Below are 15024 nucleotides of genomic sequence, written 5' to 3'. Positions count from 1 at the left end.
CGCCCACATGCCGGCGTCGCCATTGGCTAAGGCCTGTCGAGATTCAGGATTGGACGAAGAGGCCGCGGCCTGAGGGTTTTTTTCAGGCGACGGAATTTTACTCAGTGAACTAAGCACGAGTGACGCGATCAGAGTGTGTCTCCTTGGTCGGCGCCGGCGCATGCATTGTGCAAGCATCGGTGCGCCGGTCGCCGATTATCTCGATACCCTTTGAGAGTGAGATCACGGCGTGGCTACGAAACCATGCAGACGTCATTCGGACCTCCGATCGCTGAAGGCCGGCTGCGCGGCGTTGACCGACGCATCCCAATAAGAACATCGGTCGGCAGTAACTGGAAACGCTAATTAACCGGTCGAGGAAGCAGGGGCGCCGCAGGCCAGTTCGTCAGCAACCGCCCGTCCTTAAAGCGCTTTTACCGCAGCAGCGCAGCAGAGCTCTGGGACCGAAATTGTCGGGGGGTTTGCTGGCAGTAATCGCGGAAAACCCGGCTCAGATGCGAGCTGTCACAAAAGCCGCACTCTAGCGCAATCGTGGAAGTCGATTTCTCCGTCCGTGCTAACAGGTGGCGTGCATGGTCGAGACGAATTCGGGTGTATACTACTTGCGGAGAAATACCGAGGTCGGATCGGCAGTGACGCTCGATCCGCCGCTTATTCAAATCGAGCTTGTCGGCAATTTGGTCGATGGTGAGTGGGACATCCAAGTGGTGCTGCATGAGCAACACAACCCGTTTCAAGATTTCGTCCCGAACGACAATATCCAGGCTTCCAGTCGGCTGGGCAGTTTCATCCTTCGCAGCTTCGTTGAACATCATGATCCGCAAGCTTTTGGCGGCGAGAGCCTTACCCAGGTGTCGATCTACGAGAAAAGCGGCCAGATGTGCGGTGCTGGCACCGCCCGAACAGGTCAGCCGGTCGCGATCGACCACAAAGATCTGATCCGAGACGGCCAGCAAACCATCGAAAAGCCTCAGGAAGTCTGAATTGTGGAACCAGCTGACGCAACATCGGTAGCCGTCCATAAGGCCGGCCCGGTGCAGGATAAACGAGCCGGTACACAGGCCCACCAGCGGAATGCCTAAAGCGGCCGCTCGTCTTAGATGCTCGTCAAAACGCGCATCCGCCAGGAGACTGTTCTTGTCGAGGAGACCTCCGACAACAACAAGATAGTCAAAGCGTTTGAGGTCGCCGATCCTTTCGTGAGGAGAGATTGCGACGCCGCAACTCGACATTATCGGCGACATATCGGGAGAGATGATACGCCACTGACAGCGAATGGGTCGACTCCGGTCGCCGTCGTCCGCGGATAAGCGAAGCACATCAACGAAATTGGCAAAAGCCCCAAGCGTGAAGCGATTGAGTAGGACAAATCCTACGGATAGTGGCGCGCGACCCCGATTCGGCGCCAAGTCGGAATTTCGGTGAGTGGCACGTTGTCGCAAAACTACTGGCATGCCGACGCAATTTCCTTTCCGAGACTCTAAGGGCCAGGTGTTATGGGCGCGACCCGATTCCAACGTCGCGGCAAGAACGCCGCCGGAGCAATCTCAAGTGGTCCATCACTGGTCCCGCAATGGCAATGAGCTTGGCCGCTCCCCGTGTCGCTATTTTCGGGATCTGAGGTTCGAACGTGCGAGGATCCTGCTTGCCCAGTCAGCTCTGCCGGTTATGGACGTCGCGACTTTCGGCGGCTTCCTTTCTGCGTCCCACTTTTCGAAATTCTTTCGCGCGGCCCACCTGATAGCCCATCAAGCGCGTAGGCTCCCCCCGGGAGATATCTAAATGTGCCTTCGCAGCGCTTTCAGCCTGCCGCGATTTGAATGGAAATCGGCGTAGCATCTTCTCGTGTCAAAGATGCGCCCCAGGTTGCGTGTGCCGGCGGTCCTAATAGCCCGCTTCCCTGTTGAACAACGGAAAGACGTCAAGCCCGAGCTCGAGGCGACGGACATTGTTTGCGATCACTGCGGCTGCGCTGGATGCAAACGTAGCCCCAGACATATGTGGTGTCACAAACACACGCGGATGAGACCAGTATGGATGCTCGACAGGAAGCGGCTCCTGGGCAAATGCATCCAATGCCGCGCCCGCAAGGTGGCCGCGATCGAGAGCTTCGAGCAGCGCATCGTCATGGACGACCGCTCCCCGGCTAATGTTGATGAAGAACCCACCTTGACGCATCGCTGCAAAGATACCGGCATCCAGGAAATGACGGGTTTTGTGTGAGAGGGGCAGCGCATTGATGATCACATCGGTATTGCCTAAGAACTCAGCGAGGGAATCGGTCCCCTGATAGCAGTCCACCCCTTCGATCTGTCGCTTGCTGCCGTCCCACCCGCTGACGGCATATCCGAAATCACGGATGCGACTGGCGACTTCCGTGCCGATGCGACCCAGGCCGCACACCCCCGCGCGAAAATCTCTCGTGGGGACGATTTGCTGGCGATGCCAGACCCGGTCTTTCTGTTGGGAGCGGTAATCCGCATACCGCCTATGAAAGGTCAGCACCCAGTATAGGGCATGGGCAGCCATGTCGCGGGCGACGGCCGGGTCGGCAAGCAGGATCACGGGAACGTCGGGCAGGCTTGTATCTGCCACGAAATGCTCGGCGCCAGCGCCGAGCGAAAAAATCGCCTTGAGATTGGGATAACGGTTGAGGTCACCCGCCGGATGGTTCCAGACCATTGCATAAACGACCTCGTCAGGATCGATTGGTTCACCGAACACTTTGACAGGCAATTCAGGAAGCTGGCGGCTGATTTCTCTTCGCCAGCTTTCATTGTCGTAGCCGTGGTTGTTCAACAAGATAGTCATGGGTTCGGGTGCCATAGTTGGAGGAGAATCGGCTCGCACGGAAAGGACGGCTGGCCGTTGGACCTCCGTGCAAACTTCTGCAGACGAATGGACGCTGGAAACCCCGGCTATCGTCGGCCAAGGCTTCCAGCTGTCAGGTTAGTATCGATACGAAGGATCGACGCGATCGCACTGGCGCAACAGTGCAGGCCATTCATACTTGCCAAGCGGGAAATCGTCGTACTGACGATGCGCCAGACGCCAGATGTCTTCACTGCTCTTGCCGAGCTTCAGGCCTGTGGAATAGGCGTCGATCAACACGCGGCAGGCGCGGACCGTGTAATAAAGGTTCATGAAGGCTTCACCGGCGTTGGCACCGACCGCGAGGAACCCATGGTTCTTCATGATGAGGCATTTCTTGCCTTCGATGTTCTTGGCAAGACGATCCCGCTCCTCAAGGGTCAGCGACAGGCCTTCCCAGTCGTGGTAGCCGATGTCGCCCCACAGCATCGACCCGTCTTGCGTCAGGAACTCCAGGCCATCCTGCAGCGCCGTGATGGCGAGGCCTGCCGGCGCGTGGCTGTGAAACACCACCTTCATGTCGTGATGGGTGTTGTGGATTGCCGAATGGATGACGAAGCCTGCGGTATTGACGTCTGGCGGGCCGTACAGAACCTTTCCCTGCTCGTCGACTTTGATCAGGTTCGACGCCGTGACCTCGTTATAAAGCAGGCCGAAGCGGTTCAGGAGGAACTGATGGTCGGTACCCGGAACCCGCATCGTGATGTGGTTCCAGATCAGATCGTCGTAGCCGTACATGTTGGCGAGGCGATAGAGGGCCGCAAGGTCGACTCGCGCTTCCCATTCTTCCTTGGAGATGTTCGCGTGGCCGCCCTGGACGCTGAAGTCCTCGGCTTTCATCTCATGTGCCATTGGTGGTCCTTTCGATCGGTTGTTGTCAGGTGGAGCGGAGGAATGTGCCGTTTTGCTCTTCCAGGAGCTTTACGGCCATGAGATGGTTCTGGTCAAAACCGTACTGGTCGACTGCTTTCTTGTAGATCGCCTCAACCTGCTCGCACATGGGCAGGGTGGCGCCGACAGATCCTGCCAGTTCCAGGGTCAGGGCCATGTCTTTGTGCGCGAGCCCCAGTGCGAAGCCGGGATCGTAACTGCCGTCGAGAATAGCCGGACCGTAGCGGTCCGCGACGTAACTTGCGCCGGTGCTGCCCTGGATGATGCCCAGCATGATGTGAGCAGGGACCCCACCTTTTACCCCCAGCATCAGGGCCTCGCTGAGCGCTACCGAGTTGAGATAGCAGAGCACGACTTGTGCAATCTTGGCGACATAGCCCGCCCCGTGGGGGCCAAGGTGCATGACCCGGTTGCCTATCTTATCCAAGATGGGTTTGCAGCGCGCAAATACCTGCGCGTCTCCGCCGACCATGATCATCAGCGTTCCGGCAGCTGCTCCTTCAATCCCGCCGGTAACCGGAGCGTCCAAGAAATCGACTTCGCGGGCTGCGGCGGCGGCGCGGATGCGGCTCTCGCAGTCGAGATTGTTGGTTGAAAGGTCTATCCAGACCGCGCCTTTCGGCAGCGCTCCCAGCATGCCCTCATCAGATAACGCGACGGCTTCGATGATCTTTGGGTTTGGCAGTGATGTAAACGCGATATCGGCACCGGAGGCCGCCTCGGCAGCGGTTACGGCCGACGAGATCGCCCGGTTGCCGGCCGCTGCTCCAGTCGCCCGCACCGCATCAACCTTGTTTGTATCCAGGTCGAACAGCGCGAGCTCGTATCCGGCGCGCGCCAGGTTACTGGCCATTGGCCCGCCCATGTTGCCCAACCCGATAAATGCAATCCGCATATATATCTCCGTTCAGTGGCCAGTCAGGGCCGTTTCGGCGCTCCAGCTGTCGCGTCGTGACCGATGCTACACCACTCTTTCTCACCCGGATTGACGTGGCAAACGAATATAATTAGGGAGTCATATCGAAGAATTCGATTTGAGGGCAGGTTTTTTGAACATCGAGCATATCAGGGCATTTTTGGAAGTCCGCTCGACCGGCAGCTTCCAGCACGCCGCCGACCAGCTTAACGTCACCCAGTCAACGATCAGCGCCCGGATAAAGGCGCTGGAACGTCGGCTTAACCGCCAGCTGTTTTACCGCAAGCGCAACGGAGTGGCCCTTACGACGGGCGGTCATCAGTTTCATTCGAGCGCGGTGAATATCGTGCGCGCCTGGGAGCGCGGTCAGCAGGTCGCCACGCTGCCGGAAGGCCTGAATGCTTTTGTCACTCTGGGGGTCGAGGATAATCACTGGCCTCGCGTCGTGCCGGGCTGGTTGGAACGCATGGCCAAGGCTTTACCGGATGGCGTCGCAAGCGCGCTTTGTGAGCATTCGGATATACTTATGGAGAAACTGCGAGCCGGACTGCTTGACATTGCCGTGCTCTATGACCCGCGTCACTGCGCGGAGGCGCGAATCGAGCCCCTCAACAGCGAAGAACTCGTGATGGTGTCGACCAAACCACGTGCTGTTCAGAGCGGTGTTGTTCCTGGCTACGTTTTCGTGGATTGGGGGGAGACGTTCCGGGCCCAACACAGCATGCATTTCCCTGGCGTGTTTAGCCATAAGCTGACGATTCGCAATTCCGCGGTGGCAATGGATCATATCCTGGCCAACAGCGGCTCTGGGTATTTCCTGGCGGAATCCGTGGCGTCTCTCGTCAAATCCGGCCGCCTGCATCTGGTCGAGGGGGCGCCGCGCTTTCAACGAACAGTTTTCGTCGCCGTGCGGATTGACGTCATTGCGCCAGAATCTATCAAAATCGCTATGGATGCTTTGCGCGACACTATCGTCTGTATTTCCAGTGGACTGCCAGAGAAATAACATGAAAATCACAGCGTTGAAGACCCGGCTCACCAATATTCCATTCGCGAAGCCGATTACCACTGCAATCCATGATATGCGATCGGTCGGCTGCCTGCTTGTCTACTTGGAAACCGATGTCGGGCTGGTTGGTCAGAGCTATCTTTTCACGCTGAACGCAGTCCGGCTCAAAGCCTTCGACGAGATGGTCCGCGGCTTTTCACATCGCATTGTGGGTCAGGACCCCCACTATGTGACAGCGATCAATTCTTCCATATGGGCGGAAATCAACCCCACTGGCTATGCCGGCGTCACGATCTCTGCGCTTTCTGCGCTTGATACCGCCTGCTGGGACCTGATCGGCAAAAGCGTGGACCGACCGCTGCATCACATTTTCGGGGCCTGCCGGGATCGCATCCGCACTTACGCCAGCGGCGGGCTCTGGCTTTCGCAGACCATCGACGAGCTGACCGACGAAGCGGCGAGTTTCCTTCAGCAGGGCTTTCGGGCGATGAAGGTCCGCGTCGGCAATGCCGATCCGCGCAAGGATTTCGAACGTGTCAAGGCGGTCCGGGAGACGGTCGGACCGTCCATTGAAATCCTTGTGGACGCCAACCAAGCACTCAAACCGAAGCAGGCGATCCGCTTGGGCCGAATGCTCGAAGAACTGGACGTCGGTTGGCTAGAGGAGCCCGTTTCCGTCCATGACCTCGTTGGCCAGGCGGAAGTCCGGAACGCACTCGACATGCCGATCGCTTCGGGTGAGACCGAGTGGACCCGCTTCGGCATCCGCAACACCATTGATGCTCGCGCCGCAGATGTGTTGATGCCGGACCTCCAGAGGATTGGCGGGCTAACCGAGATGCGCCGGGTAGCCGCGCTCGCGGAAGCGTATAGCCTGCCGATCTCCACTCATATCTTCACCGAGCACAGCCTGTGTATCGCCGGGTCAGCCGCCAACTGCATCTCTGTGGAGCACATGCCGTGGTATGCCCCGCTGTTTTGTGAAGAGATGGAAATCGTAGACGGGGACATTCTCATATCTGCACGGCCCGGGACCGGCTTCACCTTCGATGAGATGGCCCTGAGCCGCTTTGCCGTCGACTGACGCTCGCTGCATCGGAAAACTCGATGTCAGGCTCGAATTATATTCGTTAGTTAAATGTTTGCCGATCTTATAATTTCTGATGCGGGGAACCACCCCGGCAGTGAGGTCCGGGGGCATCGCCTGGAATGGAACACCAACAGGAGAGAACAATGCTTTCACGCACGCTAAAGCTGACTGCCGCCGCCTTCATAGCCACCCTCGCCGCGACTGCGGCCGAAGCAAAATGCGGCGATGTCACCATCACGGAAATGAACTGGGCCTCGGGCTCGATCGTCACGGCCGTCTCCAAGTTCCTGATGGAGCAGGGCTACGGCTGCAAGGTCACGGTTGTTCCTTCGGCTACTGCTACTGCAGTCACATCGGTTGCAGAGACCGGCCGTCCCGACATCGTCACCGAACTCTGGCTCAACGGCGCGCCAGCTTATCCAGCATTGGTGGCCGCCGGCAAAGTTAAGACGTTGGGCCATGTCCTGACCCCCGGCGGCATTGATGCATGGTGGGTCCCACAATACCTCGTTGACGAACATCCGGAACTTGCGAAGATCGACGGCATTCTGGCCCATCCAGACTGGGTCGGCGGCAAATTCCATAACTGCCCCGAAGGCTGGGGTTGTAAGATCACAAACGACCATTTGGCTGAGGCTTTCGATCTGAAAGGCCACGGCATTGAAGTTTTTAATCACGGCTCCGGAGAGACCCTGGCAGCGGCGATCGCCGCTGCCAACGAGAACAAGCAGCCTTGGTTCGGTTACTACTGGGGTCCAACATCCGTTCTCGGCAAGTACAAGATGGCCAAGGTCGACATTGGCCCGTATGTCCCCGAGATCCACGCCTGCAACGCGGTGGAAACGTGCAAGACACCCGGTAAGTCGGCTTATCCGCCGGCAGAGGTGGTGACGGCAGCGACAACGGATTTCGAGAAGCGCGAGCCCGATATTGCAGCGCTCATGTCCAAGGTGACCTTCACAAATGAGCAGATGAGCGAGACACTGGCCTGGCAGGATAGCAAGAAGGCTTCGGCCGACGAATCGGCGGTCCACTTCCTGACCACCTACAAGACGGTGTGGGCGGACTGGCTCAGCCCCGAGGCCAAGGAAAAGCTCGCGGCGGTCCTGAAGTGAGATCCGCCATCTCGGTCACCGGGCCCACCACCCAAGGGATGTATCGGCCTGGTGGTTGACTTGGCGAAATGCTTGGCGGCACCTCAAGCACGTCGACAAGCCCCTCTCGGTCAATTCCGGTGGCGCGCCCTGATGGGCGTGGCTGCCGGATTGCGGCGATTTAAGGCTAGACATGGCAGCTTACGAAAAAGCTTTTGACACGCTGGGACTGCGGTCCTGGTGCGACGCCGGCGCCATCAGCGGTCCCATGTCGATGGACGATCTACTTGCAAAGGCCGGCGCAGCGGGGACCGACCAAACCGAATCTTTCCCGTTTCCCTCCCTGGACGTCCTTCATAAGGTTTGCGGCGCCATCCCACGCACCCGCGACATGACGGCCGGGTTGGAACGTCTGTTCCTGGACGTGAAAGACCCCGTCAAAGTCGTTCTGGACCCGGTGACGCAGCCATTGAGCTGGGCCTTGCGCAACGCTATCGATCTGATGCAGTCACTTCCTTGGTGGGCGGCGATCCTGATGCTGGTCGCCATCGCCCATTTTGCCGGACGTCGCACCGGCGTGACGGTTTTCGTGCTGGTGGCGTTCCTGGGGTTGGCGTTCGTTGACCATTTTGGCTACGCCATGCAGACGCTCGCCATCATCATGGTCTGTACATTCATCTGCGTCCTGTTCGGCGTGCCAATCGGCATCGCGATGTCACGCAGCAACCGGTTAGAGCGTTGGCTGACGCCTTTTCTGGACCTGCTGCAGACGCTGCCCACCTTCGTCTACCTCATCCCCCTGATCTTCCTGTTCAGCGTCACGGAGCCGAAGCTCTACGGCATCGCGATTATTCTCTATGCGATCGTGCCGTCGATCAGGCTGACGAACCTCGGCATCCGACTGGTGGACAAGGACGTTCTGGAGGCGGGGGAGGCCTTCGGCATGACTTCCTGGCAAAAACTCTATCGCGTCCAGTTGCCGCTCGCCCTGCCGAACATCATGGCTGGTATCAACCAGACCATCATGCTGTCGTTATCCATGGTTGTCATCGCTTCGCTGGTGTCCGCGCCCGGCCTTGGAACCCTTGTGTTGCGCGGTATCAACAAACTTGAACTCGGCGTCGGCCTTGTCGCGGGCCTCGGCATCGTGCTCCTAGCCATTGTTCTCGACCGGGTCAGCCGGGCAGCCCTCCAGCGCGTCAACAAGATGCATCAGTCGCGGACATGAGCATGACCGAGAGCTTCGTATCCATCCGCAACCTGTACAAGATCTTTGGCAATAATGCGCCGGCCATGGTGACCTACGCGAAGGCGGGGATGCACAAAAAGGATATGCTGCAAGCCCATGGCCATGTGCTCGGGTTGCGCGACATCAATGTTGAAATCAAAAAAGGCGAGATCACGGTGATCATGGGGCTGTCAGGCTCCGGAAAATCAACCTTGATCCGTCACCTCAACCGCCTTGTCGACCCTACGGCCGGTGAGGTGATCGTCAACGGCACAGACATTATGAAGCTCGACCGGCTCCGGCTCCAGCATCTGCGCCGGACCCAGATGTCCATGGTCTTTCAAAATTTTGCGCTGCTGCCGCATGAAACGGTCCTGCGCAACGCCGGCATGCCATGTTCGGTGCGCGGGGACGGGCGGTCCAAGACCGACGAAACGGCTCGCAAGTGGCTGGGCAGGGTCGGCCTCGCGGGCTCGGAGGCGCTGTATCCCCATCAACTCTCGGGCGGCATGCAGCAGCGCGTCGGACTCGCGCGGGCGCTGACGTCGAACTCCGAGCTCATGCTCATGGACGAAGCCTATTCGGCCCTTGACCCGCTTATTCGATCAAGCATGCAGGACCTTCTCCTGGAATTGCAAAAGGACCTCCAGAAGACCGTCGTGTTCATCACTCATGACCTAGATGAGGCTCTCAAGCTCGCCGACCATCTTGTGATCCTGAAGGACGGAGAGATCGTGCAGCAGGGGGAGCCGCAGTACATTCTCCTCAACCCGGCCGACCCTTACATCGAAGACTTCGTCAGCGATATCAACCGCGCCCGCGTGCTTCGCGTGCGTTCGGTGATGGAGAAGACGATTGCCGAAGACGATGGTTACGAAGTCCTCGACGGGGACGAGACCTTGGAGCGGGCGATCCTCCGATCCCATGGCGCCGCCGACAAATCCTTTGCAGTGCACTCGGACGGAGCCCGGGTCGGCACGCTCAAGATGACTGACGTTCTGAAGGCGCTTGTACCCACCGCCGCGACGGGGCGGAACCACAGCAACATGTAAGGTCAAGCCACTACAATGGGATTCCCATGGCGCTCCTCAACCGAATGGACCTCGCTGTTGCCGCCTAAGTGTCCAACGAAGTGGCTGCGGTCCCTCATGGAGAAGCTCACCAGGCGTCGCTTCTTTGATGGAAAAAGATGGGGGCGAAATGACGGTGCTTGAACATGCAGAATACGATGCCGTCGGCTTGGCCTTTTTGTTGAGCGCGGGCGAAATGACTCCTGTCGGACTGATCCGCATGGCCCGAGAGGCTTACGATGAGGTTAATCCGCGCATTAACCCTGTAATCGTTAGGAGGCTGCTGAAGACGCAAGCCACACACGGTCCTCGGCCATGAATCCCACGAACGAACCCCATCTTGGAGGACCCGCCGCATGACGCTCGCCTCGATCCGCAATCCCGACCTCGCCGTGGCTGCCGACAACAAGCCGCGCTGGGAACTGCCTGACTACCGCCGCCACGGCTTCCACAACCTCCACAGGATGGCCCGTTACAGCCTCTCCTTCCGCGCACCCTCGGTCTTTCCCCTCATGAAGCAGGTCGACTGGACAATCGGCGAACGGCCTGATGTCGCTCGTTTCCTCGCCATGCCGCATTTCTCCGCCTTCGTCGTGGTGCAGGGCGGACGCATCCTATACGAGGCGTATGCGCCGGACTTCGGTCCCGAGAGGCCGCACAGCATCCAATCGATCACCAAGACGACGCTCAACTTCATGCTGGGCCGCTGCGTCGCCGACAGCCTCGTCGACCTTTCCCTCAGAGTTAGGGACTATCTGCCCGAGATCGGCGCGGGCTATGCGGATGCAACGCTGCGCGATGTCGCCGACATGAACGTTGCCAACGACTTTTCCGAGGATCTCAACGACCCCTACGCGACGTGGTTTGCGATGGAGCGCGACGCAGGATGGCGCTTGCCACCGGAGGGCGAGAAGGACGGCACAATTCGAGCCTTCCTCTGTGGAGTCGCTAGCAACGATCTCGTGAATCGTACCGGCCACGCGCTCTACAAGTCGACTAACAGCGAGGTCATCGGCTGGATAGTCGAGCGCGCCAGCGACCGGCCGCTGCGCGACTGGCTGATCGAGATTGTCGAGGCCGCGGGCATCGAAGGGTGCTTCCATATCACCTGCGACCGTGAGGGCGTGCCGCTGGTCAACGGCGGCGCCTGCCTCTCCGCCCGGGACCTCGCGCGCTACGGCCTGCTCTTCGCGCGCAAGGGCGAGGGTGTCGACGGGCGCCGCGTGGGCGATGCCGCCTTCATCGAAGATACCCGCCGCAATCCCGGGCCCTCCCTACAGAAGTCGCGCCGCTATAGCCGCCAAACGATGACCGACGGCATCTGGCTCGGCCACGGCGGCTGGGGCGGTCAGTACATGCTTGCAAACCCTGACACCGGCACTGTCGCCGTCTACTTCAGCGTACTCGAGAACAAGAGTGCCTCTGACGGCAACTTCAGCGACCAGCTCGTCGAGATGATGGCTAGTCTTGCTGCAGAGTTATGAGCGGGTCGTATGGAGAAATGCTTCGGATCTGGCCACATCCGAGTCGATGGATCTGCGGGCACGGCTGGGAACCTTGATTGCCGCCGGCGGCCCAGAGCCGGCGTTAGATTCCATCCAGTAACATGTCCCGATCTGTTTCCGAGAAAACCGACATCGCCGCCATCGAGGGCCATCAACCGCGAACAACCTACTGCAACTCTCGCGCACGTCCAGCGCCATTCCCTGTTTCCCAGATCGAGTCGAAGTTGCGCAACATCATTTCCGCGACGCTGAAGGTGTGCTTGCCTTGCCGGGAAGTCAGGCGAGCGTCGATGTCGGGATAGATAAAGAAGGGAAGCGAAATTCGTTCGGCCGGACCGGTGTGCACGACCTGATGGGGCGTGCTCTTGAAGCGGTCATCACTCAAGGCTTGAAGCATGTCGCCCAGATTGACAACGAGACTGTCGGGCAGGCTCGGCGCCGGCACCCAGCGTCCCCCGAACCACACCTGCAAGGAGCGCGTGGGAAGTTCCTCCTGCAGCAGCAGCGTGAAGAAGCCATTGTCGGTATGCTTTCCGGCCGTGCCGCCAGTAGATGGATATCGGATCACGCGTTGCAGGACCGTCGGCGGGCTGAAATGGCGTCGGAACCAGCCTTCTTCCATATCGAGCAGGTTGGCCAGCGCCTTCCCGAGCTGCGGCACAACCTTGTTGACCACGGTAGCCTGCAAAGCAAGCAGGCTTTGGGCGAAACCAGGAGCCACCGCGTCATCCGGAAGGCGTGTACAACCAGCAAACGGACGCCGGTCGCTTTCGTTCTCGATTCCGAGGTCGAACATTTCCTTTGGATCGGGACCGGCTTCGGGATGTAGCACCTCGCCGTACAACGGACTGTATCCACGGGCGGTAGTGGGGTACACGTTTTGGGCGGAGTGGCCGTAACGTTCCTTTGTCGGCTGTGGCAACGCGAAGAACCGCCGGGAAGCCTGTATCGCTTCTGCGATCTGTTCTTTCGGGATTCCGTGCTCGAGGTAGAAGAACCCGTACTCCTCGCAGGCCAGGCGTAGGCGATCGCGCTCTTCGTGTCGCGTTGCATCGGCTGCCAGTTTTGCTAGTGAGATTTGCGGTAGCGTGATCATAGTTGCTCCTCCGTTGGTGCGTTGGCTTTATCGGTTACCCGGAAAACCCAGTAATGTGCGCCCTCCTCAGCGATGTATTTGGCGTCGTTTAGACACTGTACCGTCACAAGCACGCCCGCATCCTGCAGACGCCTTACCTCGTTTTCAAACGATGTGGCCTCCGCATAGCTCTTGCGGGTACTTACGATGATGAATCCGTTTGGGCGCGTGACGCGCACGAGTTCGCGCAGTGCGTCCGGTCGGATGTGCCCGAGCGTGAAGACGCCGCAGCAGATGGTGATGTCATAGCTCGCGCTGGCGTGGTCGGAGAGCGGCCCGTTAAGGTCGACATTGCCTCGGACATGGCGGTAGACGCCGGTTTGCCGGGCCTTTTCCGCCATTTCGTCGGAGAGGTCGATCCCGTCGATCAGCCGGAAGCCGAGGCGTTCCAGTTCCCCGCCGACAAGGCCCGTTCCGCAGCCAGCGTCCAGGATTGCGATGGCAGTTCGTTCGCTGGCTAAATACGCTGTCTGCACAGTGCCCGCCAATTCCGCAACAACCGTAGGCCCGCAGTACCCGTCGCGGCCAACATCCAGTTCATAGGAACTGGCCCATCCGCGATAGAAGTGGGTCAAGCGATCGACGTCGCCGTCGAGGGTATGGGAATCCTTGATACGTTTTCGTGCGGCTTGCTTCAGTGCGGTCCTTTGATCGAGGTTGTTCATTACAGGTCCTCCATTTAGGTGCAGATGAGATCCGGTATCGTTGTCAGCGGCGGCGCAAGGGCATCGGCTAGATCCACAAGCTGCTCGTTGCTGCATTGCTGAGCATGGCTATCCGACCATGCGGAGGCGCCTACGCTCCAGGTGATAACGTCATGGATCAGGGCATCGTTCAGGCCCATGCCGCGCCCAAGATCAAACGCCTCGTCAAGGATCAGGCGATTGACCTGGGTGAGTTCGCCGGACAGAGACTCGAGCAAGCGTATCTGGATGTCGCTGAGTGGGACGTCGTCGAGCGAAAACACATGCTCACGCTTCGGTTTGATCCGTCCGATGGGATCGACGAGGAATTCTTGGTCTGGCGGATACGCGTGGTTGGCACCGTACTTGGATGGTGCGCGATAGCCCGGCACTTGCAATCGAACGCCGAAGACCACCTCCGCCAACTCGACGACTCGCAGATGGCCGTCGTATCGGTCGAACTTCCGTCCCGCCTCGCTATAGCGCTTTTCGACCGCGCGCCCGATCGGCAGCCCCACGCGCAGTTCGTCGGCCAGTTGGACGGTCAAGCCCATGTCCTTCACCGTGATCTCCAGAGTGCAAGACCGATCGTAGCTGCCATCCAGGAGAAACGGGACGAACTGCTCGATTGCAACGGAGTTTGCGGACGAGGCGACGAACTTGCGCCACGCCTGCTGGGCTGGGACGCCCTCTTGTACGCTTTGGCAGAGCGCCTGACCGCTCGCCACGGCTGCAGTGTAAAAGAGCAGGTTCGTCAGCAATTTGACTGATTGGCCCTGACCGATGTCACCTACATGGAAGGAGACGGCTCCCAGGGTCTGCAACACCGTCTCGCAACGCACATAGGCCTCCGGTGGCCCGCCGACGAAGAAGCTCACATTGGCGAAATCGACCCCCATGTGGGACAAGTTGCTCACGGGCGCTTCTAATGAATCCACGCCAATTGCTGCAGCCAGTCGGGCGATCTCGAACGTGTTGTGATAGTCGGTGGTGGACGTATCGATCCACACGCTCCCCGGTACCATTCCGGCCAAGGCGCCTTGCTCGCCTGTCATGTTGTCAAAGACGTCGTGTGGCAGCGGCAGGCACGTGATGACAATTTCGCAATCGCGGGCCGCGTCGCGCGGTGCATCATGCCACCGGGCTCCCTTTTTCAGCACGTCTCTCGCAGCCGCGGAATCGATGTCGTAGACTTCCACCTGATAGCCGGCCTGCAGGAGCTTGGCGATCATCGGTCGCCCCATGCTGCCAGTACCAATGAATCCGATGCGTTTGACGTAGCGGAAATGAGCGGCGCTTACAGCCTCTACGGCAGACACTAGATTTCCTTTCATAACTACAATCGCTATTTTATATCAGTTTCATGTCCAACAATACCTTATCAATGGATATAAACACCAGACTACGATAGATGAAAGGGATTATATGTAAAAACATTTTACATGTTTATTGCTGGCTTGTTAAACATGTTTAATTTTTGGCAGACAAAGTTCACAATTGCGAACCACACAAAGGTGGAAGCTGGGCACCGG

At 58.9% G+C, this 15024-nt stretch carries 14 protein-coding genes; 7 read left to right on the top strand and 7 right to left on the bottom strand.

Annotated elements, in window-relative coordinates; translation table 11 throughout:
- Positions 1-413: 413 nt before the first annotated feature.
- Positions 414-1232, bottom strand: a complete 819-nt coding sequence (locus NKI64_RS27180) for a GlxA family transcriptional regulator (protein ID WP_352671298.1) — start codon at positions 1230-1232, stop codon at positions 414-416.
- A gap of 220 nt (positions 1233-1452) precedes the next feature.
- On the opposite strand from NKI64_RS27180, the gene NKI64_RS32205 reads away from it, so the two are divergent.
- Positions 1453-1782: a helix-turn-helix domain-containing protein gene (locus tag NKI64_RS32205; protein WP_502901399.1), complete on the top strand. Its 330-nt coding sequence runs from the start codon at positions 1453-1455 to the stop codon at positions 1780-1782.
- A gap of 102 nt (positions 1783-1884) precedes the next feature.
- Here the strand turns inward: NKI64_RS32205 and NKI64_RS27170 are convergent, their stop codons facing one another.
- The 3 genes from NKI64_RS27170 to NKI64_RS27160 all read right to left on the bottom strand — a co-directional run bounded on the left by NKI64_RS27170 (position 1885) and on the right by NKI64_RS27160 (position 4657).
- On the bottom strand, positions 1885-2811 hold the full coding sequence (locus tag NKI64_RS27170; RefSeq protein ID WP_352671177.1) for a 2-hydroxyacid dehydrogenase: 927 nt from the start codon (positions 2809-2811) through the stop codon (positions 1885-1887).
- Between the two features lie 138 nt (positions 2812-2949).
- Positions 2950-3723 carry a class II aldolase/adducin family protein gene (locus NKI64_RS27165; RefSeq protein ID WP_352671174.1) on the bottom strand — a complete coding sequence of 258 codons (774 nt, stop codon included), beginning with the start codon at positions 3721-3723 and terminating at the stop codon, positions 2950-2952.
- Positions 3724-3748: 25 nt separating this feature from the next.
- Positions 3749-4657 carry an NAD(P)-dependent oxidoreductase gene (locus NKI64_RS27160; RefSeq protein ID WP_352671171.1) on the bottom strand — a complete coding sequence of 303 codons (909 nt, stop codon included), beginning with the start codon at positions 4655-4657 and terminating at the stop codon, positions 3749-3751.
- Between the two features lie 154 nt (positions 4658-4811).
- Here NKI64_RS27160 and NKI64_RS27155 point away from each other — a divergent pair, with 154 nt between their 5' ends.
- From NKI64_RS27155 to NKI64_RS27130, 6 genes are all read left to right on the top strand, one after another.
- Positions 4812-5684 carry a LysR family transcriptional regulator gene (locus NKI64_RS27155; protein ID WP_352671168.1) on the top strand — a complete coding sequence of 291 codons (873 nt, stop codon included), beginning with the start codon at positions 4812-4814 and terminating at the stop codon, positions 5682-5684.
- Position 5685: 1 nt separating this feature from the next.
- On the top strand, positions 5686-6771 hold the full coding sequence (locus tag NKI64_RS27150; RefSeq protein ID WP_352671165.1) for a mandelate racemase/muconate lactonizing enzyme family protein: 1086 nt from the start codon (positions 5686-5688) through the stop codon (positions 6769-6771).
- A gap of 149 nt (positions 6772-6920) precedes the next feature.
- On the top strand, positions 6921-7892 hold the full coding sequence (locus tag NKI64_RS27145) for an ABC transporter substrate-binding protein (RefSeq protein ID WP_352671162.1): 972 nt from the start codon (positions 6921-6923) through the stop codon (positions 7890-7892).
- A gap of 172 nt (positions 7893-8064) precedes the next feature.
- Positions 8065-9099, top strand: coding sequence for an ABC transporter permease (locus tag NKI64_RS27140; RefSeq protein ID WP_352671159.1), 1035 nt, complete (start codon positions 8065-8067; stop codon positions 9097-9099).
- Complete coding sequence (locus tag NKI64_RS27135) at positions 9096-10151, top strand: quaternary amine ABC transporter ATP-binding protein (protein WP_352671156.1); 1056 nt, start codon at positions 9096-9098, stop codon at positions 10149-10151. The genes NKI64_RS27140 and NKI64_RS27135 overlap by 4 nt, the downstream gene beginning before the upstream one ends.
- 374 nt (positions 10152-10525) lie before the next feature.
- Complete coding sequence (locus tag NKI64_RS27130; protein WP_352671153.1) at positions 10526-11653, top strand: serine hydrolase domain-containing protein; 1128 nt, start codon at positions 10526-10528, stop codon at positions 11651-11653.
- A 187-nt stretch (positions 11654-11840) separates the two neighbouring features.
- On the opposite strand, the gene NKI64_RS27125 is transcribed toward NKI64_RS27130, so the two are convergent.
- Genes NKI64_RS27125 through NKI64_RS27115 form a run of 3 tightly spaced genes read right to left on the bottom strand, consistent with a single transcriptional unit; the run spans position 11841 to position 14811 of the window.
- Positions 11841-12770 (bottom strand): isopenicillin N synthase family dioxygenase, encoded by a 930-nt coding sequence (locus tag NKI64_RS27125; RefSeq protein WP_352671150.1) that lies wholly within the window; start codon positions 12768-12770, stop codon positions 11841-11843.
- Positions 12767-13474 (bottom strand): class I SAM-dependent DNA methyltransferase, encoded by a 708-nt coding sequence (locus tag NKI64_RS27120; protein WP_352671147.1) that lies wholly within the window; start codon positions 13472-13474, stop codon positions 12767-12769. The genes NKI64_RS27125 and NKI64_RS27120 overlap by 4 nt, the downstream gene beginning before the upstream one ends.
- 14 nt (positions 13475-13488) lie before the next feature.
- Positions 13489-14811: an NAD(P)-dependent oxidoreductase gene (locus NKI64_RS27115; RefSeq protein WP_352671144.1), complete on the bottom strand. Its 1323-nt coding sequence runs from the start codon at positions 14809-14811 to the stop codon at positions 13489-13491.
- Positions 14812-15024: the final 213 nt, after the last annotated feature.

It is taken from the genome of Mesorhizobium sp. M0478, from assembly GCF_040321305.1.
Lineage (GTDB): Bacteria > Pseudomonadota > Alphaproteobacteria > Rhizobiales > Rhizobiaceae > Mesorhizobium.
This window is presented reverse-complemented; position numbering and strand designations above follow the sequence as displayed.